Source organism: Leclercia adecarboxylata (genome assembly GCF_006171285.1).
In the GTDB taxonomy this organism is placed as follows: Bacteria; Pseudomonadota; Gammaproteobacteria; order Enterobacterales; family Enterobacteriaceae; genus Enterobacter; species Enterobacter barmai.
On the sequence record NZ_CP040889.1, the window covers coordinates 975,217 to 994,736 of the forward strand.

Annotated in this window: 18 protein-coding genes and 6 tRNA genes; 11 read left to right on the top strand and 13 right to left on the bottom strand. The window is 57.4% G+C overall.

Annotated features, from left to right (window positions below):
* Positions 1-111: 111 nt before the first annotated feature.
* The 12 genes from FHN83_RS06380 to mltB form a co-directional block, all read right to left on the bottom strand.
* Positions 112-188: transfer RNA gene (locus tag FHN83_RS06380), tRNA-Arg, on the bottom strand.
* A gap of 196 nt (positions 189-384) precedes the next feature.
* Positions 385-461 (bottom strand) — tRNA-Arg (locus FHN83_RS06385).
* A gap of 29 nt (positions 462-490) precedes the next feature.
* Positions 491-567: transfer RNA gene (locus FHN83_RS06390), tRNA-Arg, on the bottom strand.
* A 64-nt stretch (positions 568-631) separates the two neighbouring features.
* A tRNA-Arg gene (locus FHN83_RS06395) sits at positions 632-708 on the bottom strand.
* A 64-nt stretch (positions 709-772) separates the two neighbouring features.
* Positions 773-849 (bottom strand) — tRNA-Arg (locus tag FHN83_RS06400).
* A 4-nt stretch (positions 850-853) separates the two neighbouring features.
* Positions 854-946 (bottom strand) — tRNA-Ser (locus FHN83_RS06405).
* A 342-nt stretch (positions 947-1,288) separates the two neighbouring features.
* Positions 1,289-1,474 carry a carbon storage regulator CsrA gene (gene csrA, locus FHN83_RS06410; RefSeq protein WP_000906486.1) on the bottom strand — a complete coding sequence of 62 codons (186 nt, stop codon included), beginning with the start codon at positions 1,472-1,474 and terminating at the stop codon, positions 1,289-1,291.
* Positions 1,475-1,715: 241 nt separating this feature from the next.
* Positions 1,716-4,343 (bottom strand): alanine--tRNA ligase, encoded by a 2,628-nt coding sequence (alaS, locus tag FHN83_RS06415; protein WP_139563508.1) that lies wholly within the window; start codon positions 4,341-4,343, stop codon positions 1,716-1,718.
* A 131-nt stretch (positions 4,344-4,474) separates the two neighbouring features.
* Positions 4,475-4,975, bottom strand: a complete 501-nt coding sequence (gene recX / locus FHN83_RS06420) for a recombination regulator RecX (RefSeq protein ID WP_139563509.1) — start codon at positions 4,973-4,975, stop codon at positions 4,475-4,477.
* Positions 4,976-5,042: 67 nt separating this feature from the next.
* Positions 5,043-6,101, bottom strand: coding sequence for a recombinase RecA (recA, locus tag FHN83_RS06425; protein WP_039029984.1), 1,059 nt, complete (start codon positions 6,099-6,101; stop codon positions 5,043-5,045).
* Between the two features lie 87 nt (positions 6,102-6,188).
* Positions 6,189-6,686, bottom strand: coding sequence for a nicotinamide-nucleotide amidase (gene pncC, locus FHN83_RS06430; RefSeq protein WP_139563510.1), 498 nt, complete (start codon positions 6,684-6,686; stop codon positions 6,189-6,191).
* A 159-nt stretch (positions 6,687-6,845) separates the two neighbouring features.
* A complete protein-coding gene (mltB, locus tag FHN83_RS06435; RefSeq protein WP_176556478.1) occupies positions 6,846-7,937 on the bottom strand; it encodes a lytic murein transglycosylase B in 1,092 nt (363 codons plus the stop codon).
* A gap of 267 nt (positions 7,938-8,204) precedes the next feature.
* On the opposite strand from mltB, the gene srlA reads away from it, so the two are divergent.
* The 7 genes from srlA to gutQ all read left to right on the top strand — a co-directional run bounded on the left by srlA (position 8,205) and on the right by gutQ (position 13,152).
* Positions 8,205-8,768, top strand: a complete 564-nt coding sequence (srlA, locus tag FHN83_RS06440; RefSeq protein ID WP_039029981.1) for a PTS glucitol/sorbitol transporter subunit IIC — start codon at positions 8,205-8,207, stop codon at positions 8,766-8,768.
* The gene (locus FHN83_RS06445) at positions 8,765-9,724 is read left to right on the top strand and encodes a PTS glucitol/sorbitol transporter subunit IIB (protein WP_139563512.1); all 960 of its coding nucleotides are present in this window, start codon (positions 8,765-8,767) and stop codon (positions 9,722-9,724) included. The genes srlA and FHN83_RS06445 overlap by 4 nt, the downstream gene beginning before the upstream one ends.
* Before the next feature lie 12 nt (positions 9,725-9,736).
* Positions 9,737-10,099 carry a PTS glucitol/sorbitol transporter subunit IIA gene (srlB, locus tag FHN83_RS06450; RefSeq protein WP_039029979.1) on the top strand — a complete coding sequence of 121 codons (363 nt, stop codon included), beginning with the start codon at positions 9,737-9,739 and terminating at the stop codon, positions 10,097-10,099.
* A gap of 14 nt (positions 10,100-10,113) precedes the next feature.
* Positions 10,114-10,893, top strand: a complete 780-nt coding sequence (srlD, locus tag FHN83_RS06455) for a sorbitol-6-phosphate dehydrogenase (RefSeq protein WP_039029978.1) — start codon at positions 10,114-10,116, stop codon at positions 10,891-10,893.
* Between the two features lie 104 nt (positions 10,894-10,997).
* Complete coding sequence (gutM, locus tag FHN83_RS06460) at positions 10,998-11,357, top strand: transcriptional regulator GutM (RefSeq protein ID WP_039029977.1); 360 nt, start codon at positions 10,998-11,000, stop codon at positions 11,355-11,357.
* 63 nt (positions 11,358-11,420) lie between these two features.
* Positions 11,421-12,194 carry a glucitol operon DNA-binding transcriptional repressor SrlR gene (gene srlR / locus FHN83_RS06465; RefSeq protein WP_039029976.1) on the top strand — a complete coding sequence of 258 codons (774 nt, stop codon included), beginning with the start codon at positions 11,421-11,423 and terminating at the stop codon, positions 12,192-12,194.
* Positions 12,187-13,152: an arabinose-5-phosphate isomerase GutQ gene (gutQ, locus tag FHN83_RS06470; RefSeq protein WP_039029975.1), complete on the top strand. Its 966-nt coding sequence runs from the start codon at positions 12,187-12,189 to the stop codon at positions 13,150-13,152. Before srlR ends, gutQ begins: the two co-directional genes overlap by 8 nt.
* Here the strand turns inward: gutQ and norR are convergent.
* Complete coding sequence (gene norR / locus FHN83_RS06475; protein ID WP_039029974.1) at positions 13,149-14,663, bottom strand: nitric oxide reductase transcriptional regulator NorR; 1,515 nt, start codon at positions 14,661-14,663, stop codon at positions 13,149-13,151. The two genes, gutQ and norR, sit on opposite strands and share 4 nt — an antisense overlap.
* A gap of 189 nt (positions 14,664-14,852) precedes the next feature.
* Between norR and norV the strand changes: the two genes are divergently transcribed.
* The 4 genes from norV (at position 14,853) to FHN83_RS06490 (ending at position 19,519) form a co-directional block, all read left to right on the top strand.
* Entirely contained in the window at positions 14,853-16,289 is a 1,437-nt protein-coding gene (norV, locus tag FHN83_RS06480; protein ID WP_139563513.1) for an anaerobic nitric oxide reductase flavorubredoxin, read from the top strand.
* Positions 16,286-17,419: an NADH:flavorubredoxin reductase NorW gene (gene norW, locus FHN83_RS06485; RefSeq protein ID WP_139563514.1), complete on the top strand. Its 1,134-nt coding sequence runs from the start codon at positions 16,286-16,288 to the stop codon at positions 17,417-17,419. The genes norV and norW overlap by 4 nt, the downstream gene beginning before the upstream one ends.
* Positions 17,420-17,585: 166 nt before the next feature.
* Positions 17,586-17,738: a hypothetical protein gene (locus FHN83_RS28170; protein WP_176556479.1), complete on the top strand. Its 153-nt coding sequence runs from the start codon at positions 17,586-17,588 to the stop codon at positions 17,736-17,738.
* 131 nt (positions 17,739-17,869) lie between these two features.
* Positions 17,870-19,519 (top strand): SgrR family transcriptional regulator, encoded by a 1,650-nt coding sequence (locus FHN83_RS06490; protein WP_139563515.1) that lies wholly within the window; start codon positions 17,870-17,872, stop codon positions 19,517-19,519.
* The last annotated feature ends 1 nt before the right edge of the window (position 19,520 follow it).

Here is a 19,520-nt window from a genome sequence, read left to right on the forward strand (position 1 = left end):
TCGGCTGTGCCTTGCCCTGCGGGCCGTTGCTAAAGCAACGTTATCCTCCCTGGTGCTTGCGATTAGCTTGCAGACCATGAAACAACAGTATGGCTGTTATCTCGGAGAATATGGTGCATCCGGGAGGATTCGAACCTCCGACCGCTCGGTTCGTAGCCGAGTACTCTATCCAGCTGAGCTACGGATGCATCGGGATTTACTATTGTACTGCTCGATATTCATATCACTTCTAAAGCAATATGAAGTAATAGATGGTGCATCCGGGAGGATTACTCGGCTGCGCCTCGCCCTTCGGGCCGTTGCTAAAGCAACGTTATCCTCCCTGGTGCTTGCGATTATCTCGCAGACCTTGAAACAACAATATAGCTGTTATCTCGGAGAAGATGGTGCATCCGGGAGGATTCGAACCTCCGACCGCTCGGTTCGTAGCCGAGTACTCTATCCAGCTGAGCTACGGATGCATCAGGATACTGCTTTCAGGAATAGTAAATGGTGCATCCGGGAGGATTCGAACCTCCGACCGCTCGGTTCGTAGCCGAGTACTCTATCCAGCTGAGCTACGGATGCATCGGGATTTACTATTGTACTGCTCGATATTCATATCACTTCTAAAGCAATATGAAGTAATAGATGGTGCATCCGGGAGGATTCGAACCTCCGACCGCTCGGTTCGTAGCCGAGTACTCTATCCAGCTGAGCTACGGATGCATCGGGATTTACTATTGTACTGCTCGATATTCATATCACTTCTAAAGCAATATGAAGTAATAGATGGTGCATCCGGGAGGATTCGAACCTCCGACCGCTCGGTTCGTAGCCGAGTACTCTATCCAGCTGAGCTACGGATGCAAAATGGCGGTGAGGCGGGGATTCGAACCCCGGATGCAGCTTTTGACCGCATACTCCCTTAGCAGGGGAGCGCCTTCAGCCTCTCGGCCACCTCACCACACAACGCCTCTTTCGAGTGCTTCGAGTAACTCGTTAAGAGCTTCTCGTCGCTGCGTGGCGCATATATTACTTTCTGGGACTTATAAGTCAAACAATTTTCCACAAGCTTTTATCGTTTGCACAAATCACAGGCAATTCGCATGTAAAACCCGCAAAGAGGGTGTTTTATAAACGGATTTTGCGCTTCTTTCTGCACTCTTCTACATGAAGAAAGATGGATTTTGCCGAAGTAAAAGCGTTGGGAGTGGTTAAAAACAGAGCGAACGAAACAAAACGGTAACTTTAAGAAGGGAGAATGACAGGAGGGTTGCGTCTCGCCAGACAGCGAGACGCGATAATATCAGTAACTGGACTGCTGGGATTTTTCAGCCTGGATACGCTGGTAGATCTCTTCACGATGAACAGAGACTTCCTTAGGGGCGTTCACACCAATACGTACCTGGTTGCCCTTCACCCCTAAAACTGTCACGGTGACCTCATCCCCAATCATGAGGGTCTCACCAACTCGACGAGTCAGAATCAGCATTCTTTGCTCCTTGAAAGATTAAAAGAGTCGGGTCTCTTGTATCCCGGCATTATCCATCATATAACGCCAAAAAGTAAGCGATGACAAACACGTAATGTGTAGGTAGTCACGGCATCACAATCTGTTAAACGTAAGTTTAGCCGATATACACAAACTCAACCTGACTTTATCATTATCGATAGCGTAGAGCGCAGTACGCCATAACGTCGTCGTTATGGCGTCTGAGTACGCTTTGTAGTTATTACAGTTTCGAACTTACCCAGCTTTCTACACTGGCTAGTGCTGCCGGGAGGGCTGCTGCGTCCGTACCGCCGGCTTGCGCCATGTCTGGACGACCACCACCTTTGCCACCCACTTGCTGGGCGACCATACCAATCAGTTCCCCTGCTTTCACACGGTCGCTCACGTCCTTAGATACGCCCGCAATCAGAGAAACCTTACCTTCCGCTACCGTTGCCAGAACGATAACCGTTGAACCGAGCTGGTTCTTCAGATCGTCGACCATGGTACGAAGCATTTTCGGCTCAACGCCCGCCAGTTCGCTGACCAGCAGCTTAACGCCTTTAATTTCAACCGCTTTGCTGGAGAGGTTTGCGCTCTCGGCAACCGCAGCCTGCTCTTTCAGCTGCTGCAGCTCTTTTTCCAGCAGACGGGTGCGTTCCATTACGCTGCGCACTTTCTCGCCCAGGTTCTGGCTGTCACCCTTTAGCAGCTGTGCGATGTCGTGCAGCTGATCGCTCTCGGCATGCAGGCTGGCAATCGCGCCTTCACCGGTGACCGCTTCGATACGACGAACGCCTGCCGCTGTACCGGATTCGGACAGGATGCGGAACAGACCGATGTCGCCCGTACGGCTGGCGTGGGTACCACCACAAAGTTCGGTGGAGAAATCACCCATACTCAGCACGCGTACACGTTCGTCATACTTCTCGCCGAACAGCGCCATTGCGCCTTTATCTTTTGCCGCGTCGAGATCCATGATGTCGGTTTCGATAGGCAGGTTACGGCGGATCTGGGCATTGACCAGATCTTCCACCGCACGGATTTCAGACGGTTTCATCGCTTCAAAATGCGAGAAGTCGAAACGCAGCACTTTGTCATTCACCAGCGAGCCTTTCTGCGCAACGTGCGTGCCCAGAACCTGGCGCAGCGCGGCGTGCATCAGGTGCGTCGCGGAGTGGTTAAGACGAATACGTGCGCGGCGCGCTTCGTCAACGATAGCCTGAACGCCCTCGCCCACTTTCAGTTCGCCGGATGCCAGGGTACCCTGGTGACCAATCGCCTGACCGTATTTTTGCGTGTCGCTGACCGCAAAGCTGAAGCCATTGCCTTTCAGCTCGCCTTTATCGCCAACCTGACCGCCAGATTCAGCGTAGAACGGGGTCTTATCCAGAACCACAACGGCAGTCTGGCCCGCGCTGATGCTGTCCACGGCTTTGCCGTCAACAAACAGGGCAGTCACTGTGCCGTTGGTTTCCAGATGCTCATAGCCTTCGAATTCGCTGCTGCCATCAACGCGGATCATCGCGTTGTAGTCGGCACCAAAACCGCTGGACTCACGCGCGCGGCGGCGCTGTTCTTCCATTGCGGCTTCGAAGCCCGCTTCGTCAACTTTGATGTTGCGCTCGCGGCAAACGTCTGCCGTCAGGTCAACCGGGAAGCCATAGGTGTCGTACAGACGGAAGGCGGTTTCGCCATCCAGGGTGTCGCCTTTAAGCTTAGACAGTTCGTCGTCCAGCAGAGTCAGACCACGCTCCAGCGTACGGGCAAACTGCTCTTCTTCGGTTTTCAGAACCTGCTCAACCTGCGCCTGCTGGCGTTTCAGCTCTTCACCGGCAGCGCCCATGACGTCAACCAGCGGACCCACCAGCTTATAGAAGAAGGTGTCTTTCGCGCCCAGCATGTTGCCGTGACGGATCGCGCGACGAATGATGCGGCGCAGCACGTAGCCACGGTTTTCATTCGATGGGATCACGCCGTCAGCGATCAGGAAGGCACAGGAGCGGATATGGTCGGCAATAACGCGCAGGGATTTGTTGCTCAGATCGGTCGCGCCAGTCACTTCGGCAACGGACTTAATCAGGGTGCTGAACAGATCGATGTCGTAGTTGGAGTTAACGTGCTGCAGTACTGCGGCAATACGCTCCAGACCCATACCGGTATCGACGGATGGCTTCGGCAGCGGCTCCATGGTGCCGTCGATCTGACGGTTGAACTGCATGAAGACGATGTTCCAGATCTCGATATAGCGGTCGCCATCTTCTTCTGCGCTACCCGGAGGGCCGCCCCAGATGTGATCGCCATGATCGTAGAAGATTTCGGTACATGGACCGCATGGACCGGTGTCGCCCATCTGCCAGAAGTTGTCAGAGGCGTAAGGTGCGCCTTTGTTATCGCCGATACGAATAATACGTTCGCGCGGAATACCGACCTCTTTTTCCCAGATTTCATAGGCTTCATCGTCGGTTTCGTAGACGGTAACCCACAGACGCTCTTTCGGCAGGTTGAACCAGTTTTCACCGGTCAGCAGTTCCCATGCGTACTGGATTGCGTCATTTTTGAAATAGTCGCCGAAGCTGAAGTTACCCAGCATCTCGAAGAAGGTGTGGTGACGCGCGGTATAACCGACGTTTTCCAGATCGTTGTGTTTACCACCCGCACGTACGCAACGCTGGGAGGTGGTCGCGCGGGAATAATTACGCTTGTCGAGACCAAGGAAAACATCCTTGAACTGGTTCATCCCGGCGTTGGTAAACAGTAAAGTTGGATCGTTGTTCGGTACCAGGGAGCTGCTGGCAACAACCTGATGTCCCTTACTATGGAAAAAATCGAGAAACGCCTGTCGGATCTCAGCGGTGCTCTTGCTCATAATTATCCTGAAATCAAGCTAACGAAATGTCACAGCGGGCCACTACACAACCTTTGTTGGACGGACCAGCTACTGGAAAAAGTGGGAATAAGATAAGTTTTCTTTAGAGGGAAGTAAAATCCCGCATGCGTTCAATCAGTAAAATTACGCCAGATCTCCTGAATATCTTCCATAAGATACCCGCGGTAGAGCAAAAAGCGCTGGATTTTAACTTTTTCTGAAAACTCACGCGGCAGCGGATCGCCGTACTTCCGCACCGCCTGTTCCCGCGCCAGTTCACACCAGTCAATTTCGCATTCACGCATCGCCTTTTCGCTGGTTTCGCGCGCGATACCTTTTTGATTTAGCTCCTGGCGGATACGTGCCGGGCCATAGCCCTTGCGGCTACGGCTGGCAATAAAGCGTGAGACGAAGCGGATATCGTCCAGATAGCCATGTTCATAGCACCAGGCGATCACCTTGTCGTAATCTTCTTCCGTCGCATCGATGGCTTCGGGTCCGTTTTTGCTCATAACGGGCTCGGAGAGTTTGCGACGAAGTTCCTGTTCGCTGTGGTCACGGACGGCAAGAATGCGTACCGCCCGATCCAGCAGGCGGTTATAGGCAGGACGACGTGCCGGGGATTCATTCATAGATAAACCTGCTGCAGTCAAAAAGCAAAAAGGCCGCATTAAGCGACCTTTTTATTACACTCGATTATCAGAAATCTTCGTTGGTTTCTTCAACGTCCTGACCATCAACCGCGAACTGCGGTTTAGAGTCCTGATTGCCCAGCAGCAGATCGCGTACTTTCTTCTCGATCTCTTTGGCTGCCGCCGGGTTCTCTTTCAGCCAGGAGATAGCATTCGCTTTACCCTGACCAATTTTGTCGCCGTTGTAGCTGTACCAGGCGCCCGCTTTCTCAATCAGCTTCTCTTTCACGCCGAGGTCAACCAGCTCACCGTAGAAGTTGATACCTTCACCGTAGAGGATCTGGAATTCAGCCTGTTTAAACGGCGCAGCGATTTTGTTCTTCACAACCTTCACGCGGGTTTCGCTACCCACCACGTTCTCACCGTCTTTCACGGCACCGATACGGCGGATATCCAGACGCACAGAGGCGTAAAATTTCAGCGCGTTACCACCGGTGGTGGTTTCCGGGTTACCGAACATCACACCAATCTTCATACGGATCTGGTTGATGAAGATCAGCAGCGTGTTGGACTGCTTCAGGTTACCGGCCAGCTTACGCATCGCCTGGCTCATCATACGTGCCGCGAGGCCCATGTGAGAGTCGCCGATTTCGCCTTCGATTTCTGCTTTCGGGGTCAGCGCTGCAACGGAGTCGACGATGATTACGTCAACGGCGCCAGAGCGTGCCAGTGCGTCACAGATTTCCAGCGCCTGCTCACCCGTATCCGGCTGGGAACACAGCAGGTTGTCGATATCCACGCCCAGCTTACGTGCGTAGACCGGGTCCAGCGCGTGCTCGGCATCGATAAAGGCACAGGTTTTACCTTCACGCTGTGCAGCGGCCACAACCTGTAAAGTCAGAGTGGTTTTACCGGAGGATTCTGGCCCGTAGATCTCTACGATACGACCCATAGGCAGGCCGCCAGCACCCAGTGCAATATCCAGAGAAAGCGAACCGGTGGAGATAGTTTCTACATCCATGGAACGATCTTCACCCAGGCGCATGATGGAACCTTTACCGAATTGCTTTTCGATCTGGCCCAGTGCTGCCGCCAACGCTTTCTGTTTGTTTTCGTCGATAGCCATTTTTTCCTCTCATGCCGGGTGAAACAACTGCGCTTCACCGTGGATTTCTGTTCTGTTGGGGCAATTATACTGTATGCTCATACAGTATCAAGTGTTTTGTAGAAATTGTTGCCAGAGCGTTTTTAACGCATATTCTGTTGCCTGACGGCGCACGCTTTCCCGGTCGCCGCTGAAGCACTCCCGGCGGGTAATCCCCTCGCCCTGCGCGGTCGCAAAGCCAAACCAGACCGTCCCGACAGGCTTTTCCGCGCTGCCGCCGTCCGGCCCGGCGATACCACTAACAGAGATAGCATAATCCGCCCGGGCAGCACGTAACGCGCCAATCGCCATCTCGATAACCACTGGTTCACTGACCGCGCCATGCTCGATAAGCGTGGGCTCACGTACCCCAATCATTTGCGCTTTCGCTTCATTACTGTAGGTGACAAATCCGCGTTCAAACCAGGCGGAGCTGCCCGCAATATCGGTGATGACTTTCGCCACCCAGCCGCCGGTACAGGACTCAGCCGTCGTTACCGTTGCCCCGCGCTGTTTCAGCGCCTGCCCTACCCGCTCACTGAGCTGCATCAATTCATGGTCAGTCATGTCGTTTTGGCTCCTGAAAAACATGCAGCACAAGATAGCACTTTAGTCTGTAGATATGAGGATGAGGTGGAGGTTTTACGAGGGGGCTTCAGAAAAAATAACCTGCCAATGTGCTGAAGTTTAAAAGTGAGTGGCATGAGCCACTCACTTTTTTATCCCTTAACTGAACGGGGATGACGCCCGCGCCTGGGATACCGCGAGCCCCAGCTGCCAGACCGCCATCGCATAGTGCGTACTGTGGTTGTAGCGGGTGATGGTGTAGAAGTTTGGCAGACCGTACCAGTACTGATACCCGGTACCAATATCCAGACGCAGCAGGCTGACCTTTTGATTGCCATTCAGCGGCTGCTGTGGCGTTAACCCGGCAGCGGTAAGCTGTGCCGCGCTATAGCTGGTTTTAAAGCCGTTCTCCAGACCCGGCGCCTGGCCGTTTGCGAGGATGGCTACCGGCTCGCCCTGCGTCCAGCCATGGCCTTTGAAGTAGTTGGCAACGCTGCCAATCGCATCTTCAGGATCCCACAGGTTGATGTGACCGTCCCCGTTGAAATCAACCGCGTACTGCTTATAAGAGGACGGCATAAACTGGCCGTAGCCCATCGCACCGGCAAAGGAGCCTTTCAGATCCAGCGGATCGTCCTGCTCGTCGCGCGCCATCAGCAGGAAGGTCTCCAGCTCGGAGGAGAAGTACTCCGCGCGACGCGGGTAGTTAAAGGAGAGGGTCGCCAGCGCATCGAGAATGCGGGTTTTGCCCATCACCCGGCCCCAGCGGGTCTCCACGCCGATAATCCCGACGATGATCTCCGGCGGCACGCCGTAAACCTGTTGGGCGCGGGTCAGCGCATCCTGATATTGGTTCCAGAACGCCACGCCGTTTTGCACGTTGTCCGGAGTAATAAACTGGTTACGATAGCGCAGCCACGCGCCGTTCGGCCCGGCTGGAGGCTGGGTGGTCGGCGCCTGACGATCCATCAGTCGCAGCACATAGTCCAGGCGTTTCGCCTGGGAGAGGATCTCCTGCAGCTGGGCTTTATTAAACCCGTGCTTGCTCACCATTTTGTCGATGAACTGCTCCGCTGCAGGGTTGCTGGCAAAGTCGCCCCCCATCTGCATCACGTTATGCTGGGGTTCCAGCAGGAAGCCGCCGGAAGGCGCTCCCGCCGTTTGCTGAACCTCTTCGGACTTCGGTTTACTACTGCAGGCAGAGAGCAGGATAAGCGCAGGGAGTAGCGCTGCGTAACGACGCTTAAACATGACACATCCATTCAACGAATTCGATAAGTGGCAAGTATGGTAAAGCATCCGGGATGCCTCAAGGAAGGGGCGCACGCGTACCCGGCAAAATCTTTACGCGCTTAAAGGCAAATTCGTTCTCTTCTGAACCATGCAACCCTCTCTTCGCTTGTTATCTTTCAAAATAATCCATTTTTCTTTCATTGTGAGATCTATTTAACACTTTAAAACCTTTCAAAGTGATTATTATTACTCCGCCAGAGAGAACTCACCCTACAGGAGAAAACAATGATAGAAACCATCACCCACGGCGCCGAGTGGTTTATCGGGCTGTTTCAGAAAGGTGGCGAGGTCTTTACCAGCATGGTCACCGGCATTCTGCCGCTGCTGATCAGCCTGCTGGTGATCATGAATGCGCTAATCAACTTTATCGGCCAGCACCGGATCGAAAAGCTGGCCCAGCGCTGCGCCGGGAATCCCGTGTCCCGCTACCTGCTGCTGCCCTGCATCGGCACCTTTGTGTTCTGCAACCCCATGACCCTGAGCCTCGGACGCTTTATGCCCGAGCGCTACAAACCGAGCTACTACGCGGCGGCATCCTACAGCTGCCACTCAATGAACGGTCTTTTTCCGCACATCAACCCCGGCGAGCTGTTCGTCTATCTGGGGATCGCCAGCGGCCTGACCACCCTCGGCCTGCCGCTCGGCCCGCTGGCGGTAAGCTACCTGCTGGTCGGCCTGGTAACCAACTTCTTCCGCGGCTGGGTGACCGATCTCACGACCGCCATTTTCGAAAAGAAAATGGGCATCCAGCTTGAACAGAACGTCCAGCTTAAGGGAGCCACAGCATGAACCGTATCCGGATTGAAAAAGGCGTTGGCGGCTGGGGCGGCCCGCTGGAACTCGATGCCAGCGGCGAGAAAAAGATCGTCTATATCACTGCGGGCACCCGCCCGGCCATTGTCGACAAGCTGCGCGAACTCACCGGCTGGGAAGCGGTGGACGGCTTTAAGGAGGGCGAGCCGCCGGAAGCGGAGATCGGCGTAGCGGTGATCGACTGCGGCGGCACCCTGCGCTGCGGCATCTACCCGAAACGGCGCATCCCCACCGTCAATATTCATTCGACGGGCAAATCCGGCCCGCTGGCGCAACATATTCTGGAGGACATTTACGTCTCGGGCGTGAAGGAAGAGAACATTACGCTGGTGAACGACACCGCTGCGGCGAAAAAGAGCGCGCCGCGCGAATACGACACCAGCAAGAAGATCACCGAGCAGAGCGACGGCCTGCTGGCAAAAGTAGGTATGGGGATGGGCTCCGCGGTTGCCGTGCTGTTCCAGTCCGGGCGCGACACCATCGATACGGTGCTGAAAACCATCCTGCCGTTCATGGCCTTCGTTTCGGCGCTGATCGGCATCATCATGGCTTCCGGCCTTGGGGACTGGATCGCCCACGGCCTGGCCCCGCTGGCCAGCCATCCACTCGGGCTGGTGACCCTGGCGCTGATCTGCTCCTTCCCGCTGCTGTCGCCGTTCCTCGGCCCCGGCGCGGTCATCGCCCAGGTGATTGGCGTGCTGATTGGCGTGCAGATCGGGCTCGGCAATATTCCCCCGCACCTCGCCCTGCCCGCGCTGTTTGCCATTAACGCCCAGGCCGCCTGCGATTTTATCCCGGTGGGACTGTCGCTGGCCGAAGCGCGCCAGGACACCGTGCGCGTCGGCGTGCCTTCGGTGCTGGTGAGCCGCTTCCTGACCGGCGCGCCAACGGTGCTGATTGCCTGGTTCGTCTCCGGCTTTATTTATCAATAAGAGGTTTATGTGATGAGCGTGATATACCAGACCACCATTACCCGTATCGGCCAGAGCGCCCCGGATGCGCTCTGCGACCAGATGCTGATTACCTTCCGTGAAGGGGCCCCGGCAGATATCGAAGAGTTTTGCTTTATCCATTGCCACGGCGAGATGAACGGCGAGCTCAAGGCCGGTAGCCATCTGGAGCTGGGTGAGACGCGCTATGCCGTGACCGCCGTCGGCGACGTGGCCGGACAGAACCTGCGCGAGCTGGGCCACATCACCCTGCGTTTTGACGGCCAGCCGCAGGCGGAATATCCCGGCACGGTTCACGTGGATGGCCCGGTTCCGCAGGCTGTTACCCCAGGCTGCACATTAAAGTTTGTTGCGTAATTAAGGAGAGAAATATGAGTCAGGTTGCCGTTGTCATTGGTGGAGGACAAACCTTAGGCGAGTTCCTCTGCCGTGGGCTTGCCGCAGAAGGTTACCGCGTGGCGGTTGTCGATATTCAGAGTGAAAAAGCCGCCCGCGTGGCGGACGCCATCAACACCGAGTTCGGTCAGGGGATGGCCTGGGGCTTTGGCGCAGACGCCACCAGCGAGCAGAGCGTGCTGGCCCTCGCCCGCGGCGTGGACGAGATTTTTGGTCGCACCGACCTGCTGGTCTACAGCGCCGGGATCGCCAAAGCGGCGTTTATCAGCGACGTGGAGCTGGGGGATTTCGACCGCTCGTTGCAGGTGAACCTGGTGGGCTATTTCCTCTGCGCCAGGGAGTTCTCGCGCCTGATGATCCGCGACGGCATTGCCGGGCGCATCATTCAGATCAACTCCAAATCCGGCAAAGTGGGCAGCAAGCACAACTCCGGCTACAGCGCGGCTAAGTTCGGCGGTGTGGGGCTGACGCAGTCCCTGGCGCTGGATCTGGCGGAGTACGGCATCACCGTGCATTCGCTGATGCTCGGCAACCTGCTGAAATCGCCGATGTTCCAGTCCCTGCTGCCGCAGTACGCGACCAAACTGGGCATTCATGAGGATCAGGTGGAGCAGTATTACATCGATAAAGTGCCACTGAAGCGCGGGTGCGACTACCAGGACGTGTTGAATATGCTGCTGTTTTACGCCAGCCCGAAAGCATCTTATTGCACCGGGCAGTCGATAAATGTCACCGGCGGGCAGGTGATGTTCTGATTGTGCATAAACGCCCGGTGGCGCTTCGCTTACCGGGCCTGGAGAAGCCAACCGTAGGCCGGGTAAGGCGCAGCCGCCACCCGGCAATTCCACAGGAGCTACATATGGTCACTACTCTGATTACCGTCGCCGTTATCGCCTGGCTCGGCCAGCTGGCGCTGGGCGGCTGGCAAATCCACCGCTTTAACCGCGCGTTTGACGCGCTGTGCCAGCGTGGTCGCGTGGGCGTCGGGCGTTCCGGCGGACGCTTCAAACCCCGGGTGATCGTCGCCATCGCGCTGGATGAAAACAACAACGTCTGCGACTCCCTGATCATGCGCGGGATGACGGTCTTTGCCCGTCCGACTAAAATCCAGGCAATCAACGGCATGTCGTGGCAGGAATTAGAGCCCGATGTGATCTTTCCCAATGATTCACTCTGCCAGGATGCACTATCATTAGCGCTTAAATTGAAACATGGATAATTTCGTTGTGAACGTTATAAGCTTGCGAAATTATCATTTCGCAACCTGAGGAATTCAACGCCTATGAAACCCCGCCAGCGGCAGGCGGCCATACTCGACCATCTGCAAAAACAGGGAAAGTGCTCGGTTGAGGATCTGGCCCACTACTTTGACACCACCGGCACCACGATCCGCAAGGACCTGGTGATTCTGGAAAATTCCGGGGCGGTGATCCGTACCTATGGCGGCGTGGTGCTGAATAAAGACGAGGCCGACCCGCCTATCGATCACAAGACGCTGATCAACACCCATCAGAAAGCGTTGATCGCCGACGCCGCGGTAAAATTTATCCACGACGGCGACTCGATTATCCTCGATGCAGGCAGTACGGTCCTGCAGATGGTGCCGATGCTGAGCCGCTTTAATAACATCACGGTAATGACCAACAGCCTGCATATCGTCAACGCCCTGTCCGAATTCGATAACGAACAGACCATCCTGATGCCCGGCGGCACCTTCCGTAAAAAATCCGCCTCGTTTCACGGTCAGCTGGCTGAAAACGCCTTCGATCATTTCAGCTTCGACCGGCTGTTTATGGGCACCGACGGCATCGATCTCAATGCGGGCGTGACGACCTTCAACGAAGTGTTCAGCGTCAGTAAAGCGATGTGCAACGCCGCCCGGGAGGTGATCCTGATGGCGGACTCGTCGAAGTTTGGCCGTAAAAGCCCGAATATTGTCTGTAGCCTGGAGAGCGTCGATAAGCTGATCACCGACGCGGGTATCGATCCGGCGTTCAAAAAAGCGCTGGAAGAGAAAGGAATCGACGTGATTGTAACCGGAGAGAGAGATGAGTGATTTTCTGTTAAACGCGGGACGCCAGACCTTACTGCTGGAACTGCAGGAAGCCAGCCGCCTGCCGGACCGTCTGGGCGAGGAGTTCGTGCGCGCGGCCAACACCATTATTCAGTGCGAAGGGAAAGTGATTGTCTCGGGCATCGGTAAATCCGGGCATATCGGCAAGAAGATTGCCGCCACGCTGGCGAGCACCGGCACGCCGTCCTTTTTTGTTCATCCCGCTGAAGCGCTGCACGGCGATCTGGGGATGATCGAAAGCCGCGACGTGCTGCTGTTTATCTCCTACTCCGGCTCGGCAAAAGAGCTGGATCTGATCCTCCCCCGTCTGCAGGAAAAATCGGTGGCGCTGCTGGCGATGACCGGCAAGTCCCGCTCGCCGCTGGCGCTGGCCGCCAAAGCCACGCTGGATATTTCGGTTGAGCGCGAAGCCTGCCCGATGCACCTCGCCCCGACCTCCAGCACCGTCAACACACTTATGATGGGCGATGCGCTGGCGATGGCGGTCATGCAGGCGCGCGGCTTTAATGAAGAAGATTTTGCCCGCTCTCACCCGGCGGGGGCCCTTGGGGCGCGTTTGCTGAATAAGGTGCATCACCTGATGCGTACCGACGAGGCCATCCCGCAGGTGAAACTCAACACCAGCGTGATGGATGCGATGCTGGAGCTGAGCCGTACCGGGCTGGGGCTGGTGGCGGTCTGCGATGACGACCAGCAGGTCAAAGGGGTCTTCACCGACGGCGACCTGCGCCGCTGGCTGGTGGGCGGCGGCAAGCTGGAGATTGCGGTCAGCAGCGCCATGACCACCGGCGGCCTGACCCTGAACGCCGAAAGCCGCGCCATTGAAGCCAAAGAGCAGCTGATGAAGCGCAAGATCACCGCCGCGCCGGTAGTGGACGGCAATGGCCGCCTGTGCGGTGCCATTAACCTGCAGGATTTCTACCAGGCAGGCATTCTCTAGCCCTTCAGACCCAGACGTTTAGCCAGCCGGTGCAGGTTGGCGACGTCTGTCTCCAGCGCCCGGGCGCTCGCCGCCCAGCTGCGGCTGTTCTGATCCAGCGTCCGGGCGATCATCTGACGCTGAAATTCCTCCGTCGCTTCGCGCAGGTTCTGGTTCGCAATCACCGGCGTTTCAGTCATCGTCACGGGCGTGCTCTCATCATGCAGGGCAAAATGCCGGGCGTGGATCACCACTTCATCCCCTGCCCGCGCCGCCCGGGCCAGCACTACCGCCCGGTGAATGGCATGTTCCAGCTCGCGCACGTTTCCCGGCCAGCCGTAGCTCAGCAGATGCGCCCGGGCACCCGGGCTCAGCACCACCCGGGATAATCCCATCCGCAGCCGGCACTGCTCGCAGAAATAGCCCGCCAGCAGGACCACATCTTCACCACGCTCGCGCAGCGGCGGCACCGAAAGCGGAAACACGCTCAGACGGTGGTACAGGTCGGCGCGGAAGTTCCCGGCCAGCACCTCTTCGCGCAGATCGCGGTTGGTGGCTGCCAGCACCCGCACGTCAACCCGCAGGCTTCGGTCATCCCCCACCCGCTGGATATCGCCATACTGCAGCACGCGCAGCAGCTTGGCCTGCAATGCCAGGGACAGCTCGCCAATCTCATCAAGAAACAGCGTGCCGTTATCGGCCATTTCAAACTTGCCGCTGCGGTTGCTGATGGCGCCGGTAAAGGCCCCTTTGACGTGGCCGAACAGCTCGCTCTCCGCCACGCTTTCCGGCAGCGCGGCGCAGTTGAGATAGACCAGCGGATTCACCGCCCGGGGAGAAGCCTCGTGGATGGCTTTTGCCACCAGCTCTTTACCGGTGCCGGTTTCGCCCTCGATCAGCACGTTGAGGTCAGAGGCGGCAACGATCTCAATCTCTTTTTTCAGGCTCATCATGCCCGGCGACAGGCCGATCATCTCGGTGCTTTTCACCGGTTCAAATCCCGCCGGGCGGGTGGAGAGGCTGTTCTGGCTCTCCAGCTGTTCAATCAGCAGGGCATTATTCAGCGCCCCGGCGGCCAAAGCGGCAATCAGACGGAGCTCTTCATCGCTGAAGGTATCGAACTGGTCCGGCGACATGCCGTCGAGGGTCAGGGCACCAATCAGGTTCTGCCCGGCAAACAGCGGCAGGCCGATACAGGCGTGCACTTTCAGGCTCTCCTGGCCGGGGATCAGGCCATCGTAAGGATCGGGCAGGTCGCTGTCGGCCGGGAAACGCACCACGTCCCCGGCGCGGGCGATGGTCTCCAGCCGGGGATGGCCCTCAAGGGTAAAGCGCCGCCCCAGTACGTCCTGCGCCAGCCCGTCGATGGCCAGCGGAATAAACTGCCGCCCTTCATAGCGCAGCAGCGCCGAGGCATCGCAATCCAGCACGTGGCGCAGGGTGGAGATCAGCCGCTGAAAGCGATCCTGATGACCGATCCCGCTCTGTAATTCAATGGCGATTTTCGCCAGTACCTCTACAGAAAAACTCATTCTCGCCTCACTGTCATTTTGACAATGCATAATGTCATATTGACTGTATCAGAGAGAGTCAAATTGACTACCCTTAAAGCGGTGTTATTTTTAAAAGCGTTATGAATTAATGAGTTAAAAAACTGGCACGCAACCTGCAATTACCCTTACATCTTTCGTTTAATTTCGCTGTATTAAGTTGAGGTTGCTATGTCTATTCTGGTTAAAAATAATATTCATTGGGTTGGCCAACGTGACTGGGAAGTTCGTGATTTTCACGGAACGGAATACAAAACGCTGCGCGGCAGCAGCTACAACAGCTATCTCATCCGGGAAGAAAAAAACGTCCTGATCGATACCGTCGATCATAAATTCAGCCGTGAGTTCGTGCAGAACCTGCGCAGCGAAATCGACCTGGCCGATATCGACTACATCATCATTAACCATGCGGAAGAAGACCACGCCGGGGCGCTGACCGAACTGATGTCCTGCATCCCGGACACCCCAATCTACTGCACCGCTAACGCCATCGACTCCATCACCGGTCATCATCATCACCCGGAGTGGAATTTCAACGTGGTGAAAACCGGTGACTCACTGGATATCGGCAACGGCAAACAGCTGATCTTCGTTGAAACCCCGATGCTGCACTGGCCGGACAGCATGATGACCTACATGACCGGCGACGCGGTGCTGTTCAGTAACGACGCCTTCGGCCAGCACTACTGCGACGAACGTCTGTTCAATGACGAAGTGGATCAGGCCGAACTGTTCGAGCAGTGCCAGCGCTACTACGCCAATATCCTGACCCCGTTCAGCCGTCTGGTCACGCCAAAAATTACCGAAATCCTCGGCTTTAACCTGCCGGTGGATATGATTGCTACCTCCCACGGGGTGGTATGGCGCGACAACCCAACCCAGATCGTCGAGCTGTACCTGAAATGGGCGGCGGACTATCAGGAAGATCGCATCACCATTTTCTACGACACCATGTCGAACAACACCCGCATGATGGCCGACGCCATTGCCCAGGGCATCAACGAAGTTGACCCGAACGTGGCGGTGAAGATCTTCAACGTGGCCCGCAGCGACAAGAACGACATTCTGACCAACGTCTTCCGCTCCAAAGGCGTGCTGGTGGGGACGTCCACTATGAACAACGTGATGATGCCGAAAATTGCCGGCCTGGTTGAAGAGATGACCGGCCTGCGCTTTCGTAACAAACGCGCCAGCGCGTTCGGCTCCCACGGCTGGAGCGGTGGCGCGGTAGACCGTCTCTCCACCCGTCTGCAGGACGCCGGTTTTGAGATGTCCATGAGCCTGAAGGCGAAGTGGCGTCCGGATCTGGATGCGCTGGAAGTCTGCCGCCAGCATGGCCGCGACATTGCACGTCAGTGGGCGCTCGCTCCGCTGCCTGAAGCGACCCGCCAGGCTACACCAGCTCAGAGCGCCTGTGCCGCGGCTGCGGACCTTGGCCCGCGCATGCAGTGCAGCGTCTGCCAGTGGATCTACGATCCGGCAACAGGTGAGCCAATGCAGGATGTCCAGCCAGGCACGCCGTGGAGCGAGGTACCGGATAACTTCCTGTGCCCGGAATGTTCCCTCGGTAAAGACGTCTTTGACGAACTGGCAACGGAGGCAAAATGAGCCACGGGATCGTGATTATCGGCTCGGGCTTCGCCGCCCGCCAGCTGGTGAAAAATATCCGTAAACAGGATGCGAACGTTCCACTGACGCTGATCGCCGCGGACAGTATGGATGAGTACAACAAGCCAGACTTAAGCCACGTTATCAGCCAGCGCCAGCATGCCGACGACCTCACCCGCCAGACGGCGGGGGAGTTTGCCGAACAGTTCAATCTGCGCATGTTCCCGTATACCTGGGTCACCGACATCGATGCCGCAGCGCACGTGGTGAAAGGCAAAGATAACCAGTGGTCCTATGACAAACTGGTTCTGGCCACCGGGGCTTCGGCCTTTGTGCCGCCCGTTCCCGGTCGCGAGCTGATGCTGACCCTGAACAGCCAGATGGAGTACCGGGCCTGTGAAACCACCCTGCGTGACGCACAGCGCGTGATGATTGTCGGCGCGGGGCTTATCGGCAGCGAACTGGCGATGGATTTTTGCCGGGCCGGGAAAGCGGTCACCCTGGTTGACCATTCCGCCAGCATTCTGTCGGCGCTGATGCCAGCCGAAGTGAGCAGTCGCTTACAACATCGGCTGACCGATATGGGCGTGCATCTGCAGTTAAAATCGCAGCTGCAAAGCCTGACCCAAACCGATAACGGAATCTGCGCCCTGCTGGACCGCGACCGCTGCATTGAGGTGGATGTGGTGATTGCCGCCACCGGCCTGCGTCCGGAAACGGCGCTGGCCCAGCGCGCGGGGGCCGAAACAAATCGTGGCGTGAAGGTCGACAGCTATCTGCAAACCACCCAGCCGGACATCTATGCCCTGGGCGACTGCGCCGAAATTAACGGTCAGGTGCTGCCATTCCTGCAGCCGATCCAGTTAAGCGCCATGTATCTGGCGAAGAACCTGCTCGGGGCCAACACCCCGCTGAAACTGCCCGCCATGCTGGTGAAGGTCAAAACGCCGGAACTCCCGCTGCATCTGGCGGGCGAAACCCAGCGTCAGGATTTGAACTGGCAGCTAGCCATCGAAGCGCAGGGAATGGTGGCGAAAGGCGCCGACAGCGAGGGCAATTTACGCGCCTTCGTGGTCAGTGAAGATCGCATGAAGGAGGCCTTCGCCCTGCTGAAAGCATTACCGGTTTAACCCTCAAACTCTTGCTCTTTCTCGTTGTATGCTTGTCAGTCTTTGCAATTTGCAGCCCCGGTGCCCGGGGCTTTTTTAATGCGGAACAGCTGTAAAACCGCGTCCTGTTTTAATCCTGTTTTCGGGCCTACGCTGTAGCGGTATTCCTTAGCCGGAGACCACACAAATGGCCAACTTCACCAAAGAAATTAACTATCTCGCTGCCTGGTTCAGGCAGGTAAAGCAACATGAACATATTCTGTTTCGCTGGCTGTATCTCAGCCCGGAAGCGCGCGTTGAGCGCCTGCGCGAGCTTATGATGCCGGTCAGCAAGCGTTGATTGCCTTGCATGAACCAAAGGTTTTGTAGGCCGGGTAAGGCGTAGCCGCCACCCGGCAAAACAAACCGCACTGTTTATTATCCCGCAAAACCCCCTACACTCTTCGCAACGCCATTGTCAGGGATGCCGCCATGCGCCAGCTCCAGAAGATCCGTCAGTATCAACGGCTGTATCAGCACTACGGCGCAGAGCCTGAGCTCACCACTCTCGCCGAAGTGGCCGAGGTGGCGCTGTGCAGCGAACGCCACGCCCGCACGCTGCTGCGCCAGCTGGCCGAAAGCGGCTGGCTAAGCTGGCGCGCCCAGGCGGGGCGCGGGCATCGCGCCACCCTGCACTGTCTGGTCACCACCAGCGAACTCAGCGCCCCGCTGATGCATGCCTGCCTGGAGAAAGGAGATTATCAGAGCGCGCTACAGCTGGCGGACGGCGACCCGGCCAGCCTGCACCACATCATCACCCCGTTTCTCGGCGGCAAATGGCTCAAGCACCAGCCGACGCTGCGCATTCCCTGGTACCGCCCGCTCACCTCGCTGCATCCGGCGCTCCACCGACGGCGCGCCGAGCAACATATCATCTGCGCGGTCCACGCCGGATTAACCCGCTATGAACCAGGCCAGGCGCAGCCGGTTGCCGACCTGGCGCACCACTGGGCCTGCTCTGACGACGGCCTGCGCTGGCATTTTTACCTGCGCAGCGGCGCGCACTGGCATAACGGCCAGCCGGTCAGCGATGACGACATCCTGAGCGCGGTCCAGCAGCTTTTGGGCGATCCGGCCCGCAGCAGCGGATTACTGCATATCGACGCGGTCACTCTTGCCGCCCCCTGGTGTCTGGCGGTGTACCTGCATGCGCCGGATGCCCTGCTGGCCCATCGCCTGGCGCATCCTGTCTGCCGTCTGCCGCATCCCCGACAGCCTGAGGTGGGTGCAGGGCCGTTCGCCATTGCCCGCCACCACTCGCATTTTCTGCGCCTCGAGCGCCAGCCCTGGTACTTTGCCGGCCACCCGCTGCTGCACGCCATTGAGTTCTGGCGTACCGGCATGGCGACCGATAAACCGGCATGGATAACGGTGGGTAAAGGCAACGCCCCGCAGGAAGCGGTCACCTCCACCAGCGGTGGATTTGCGTGGTTGATGGTCAATGCAAAGGTGCCCGCCGCGCTTGCCGCCTGGCTGCGCCAGAGCCTGCTGACCCTCAACCAGCAGTGCTTCGACTGGCGAGAAGATCTTCAGACGCAGACCGAGATTCTTCCCGGCTTGCAGGTTCCCGACCTGCCCGCCGGGCCCGATATCGCGCTGCCGCCCCATTTGAGGCTGGTGTGCTATAACACGCCGGAATTGCGCGAACTGGCAGAGAAGTGGCGGGTTCAGCTGCATCAGCGCGGCTGCGAGCTGCACACCGACTGGAAAGATCGTGACGGCTGGTACGCCCCCGATACGCTGGCGGATGCCGATCTGCTGCTGGGGGATCATCTGGCGACCGGGATGGCCGGGTTTGCGCTGGCGGAGTGGTTTATCTATGAGCCGGCCTGGGCTACGGCACTGGGGGAGGATCGCTGGCAGCAGGAGAAAGCGCGCCTGATGCAACACAGCCACAGCGAAGCGCAGTTTGACGCGCACCTGACGCCCTTTTTCCAGCGCCTGCTGGCGGAAGGCCGCTGCACGCCGCTGTTCCACTATCGCTACCGGATCAACGCCCTGGAAAACGTGCAGGATATGGTGCTGACCGCGGGGGGCTGGCTCGACTTTACCCGCGCCTGGCTGCCCCCGGCTGCCCTGTAGA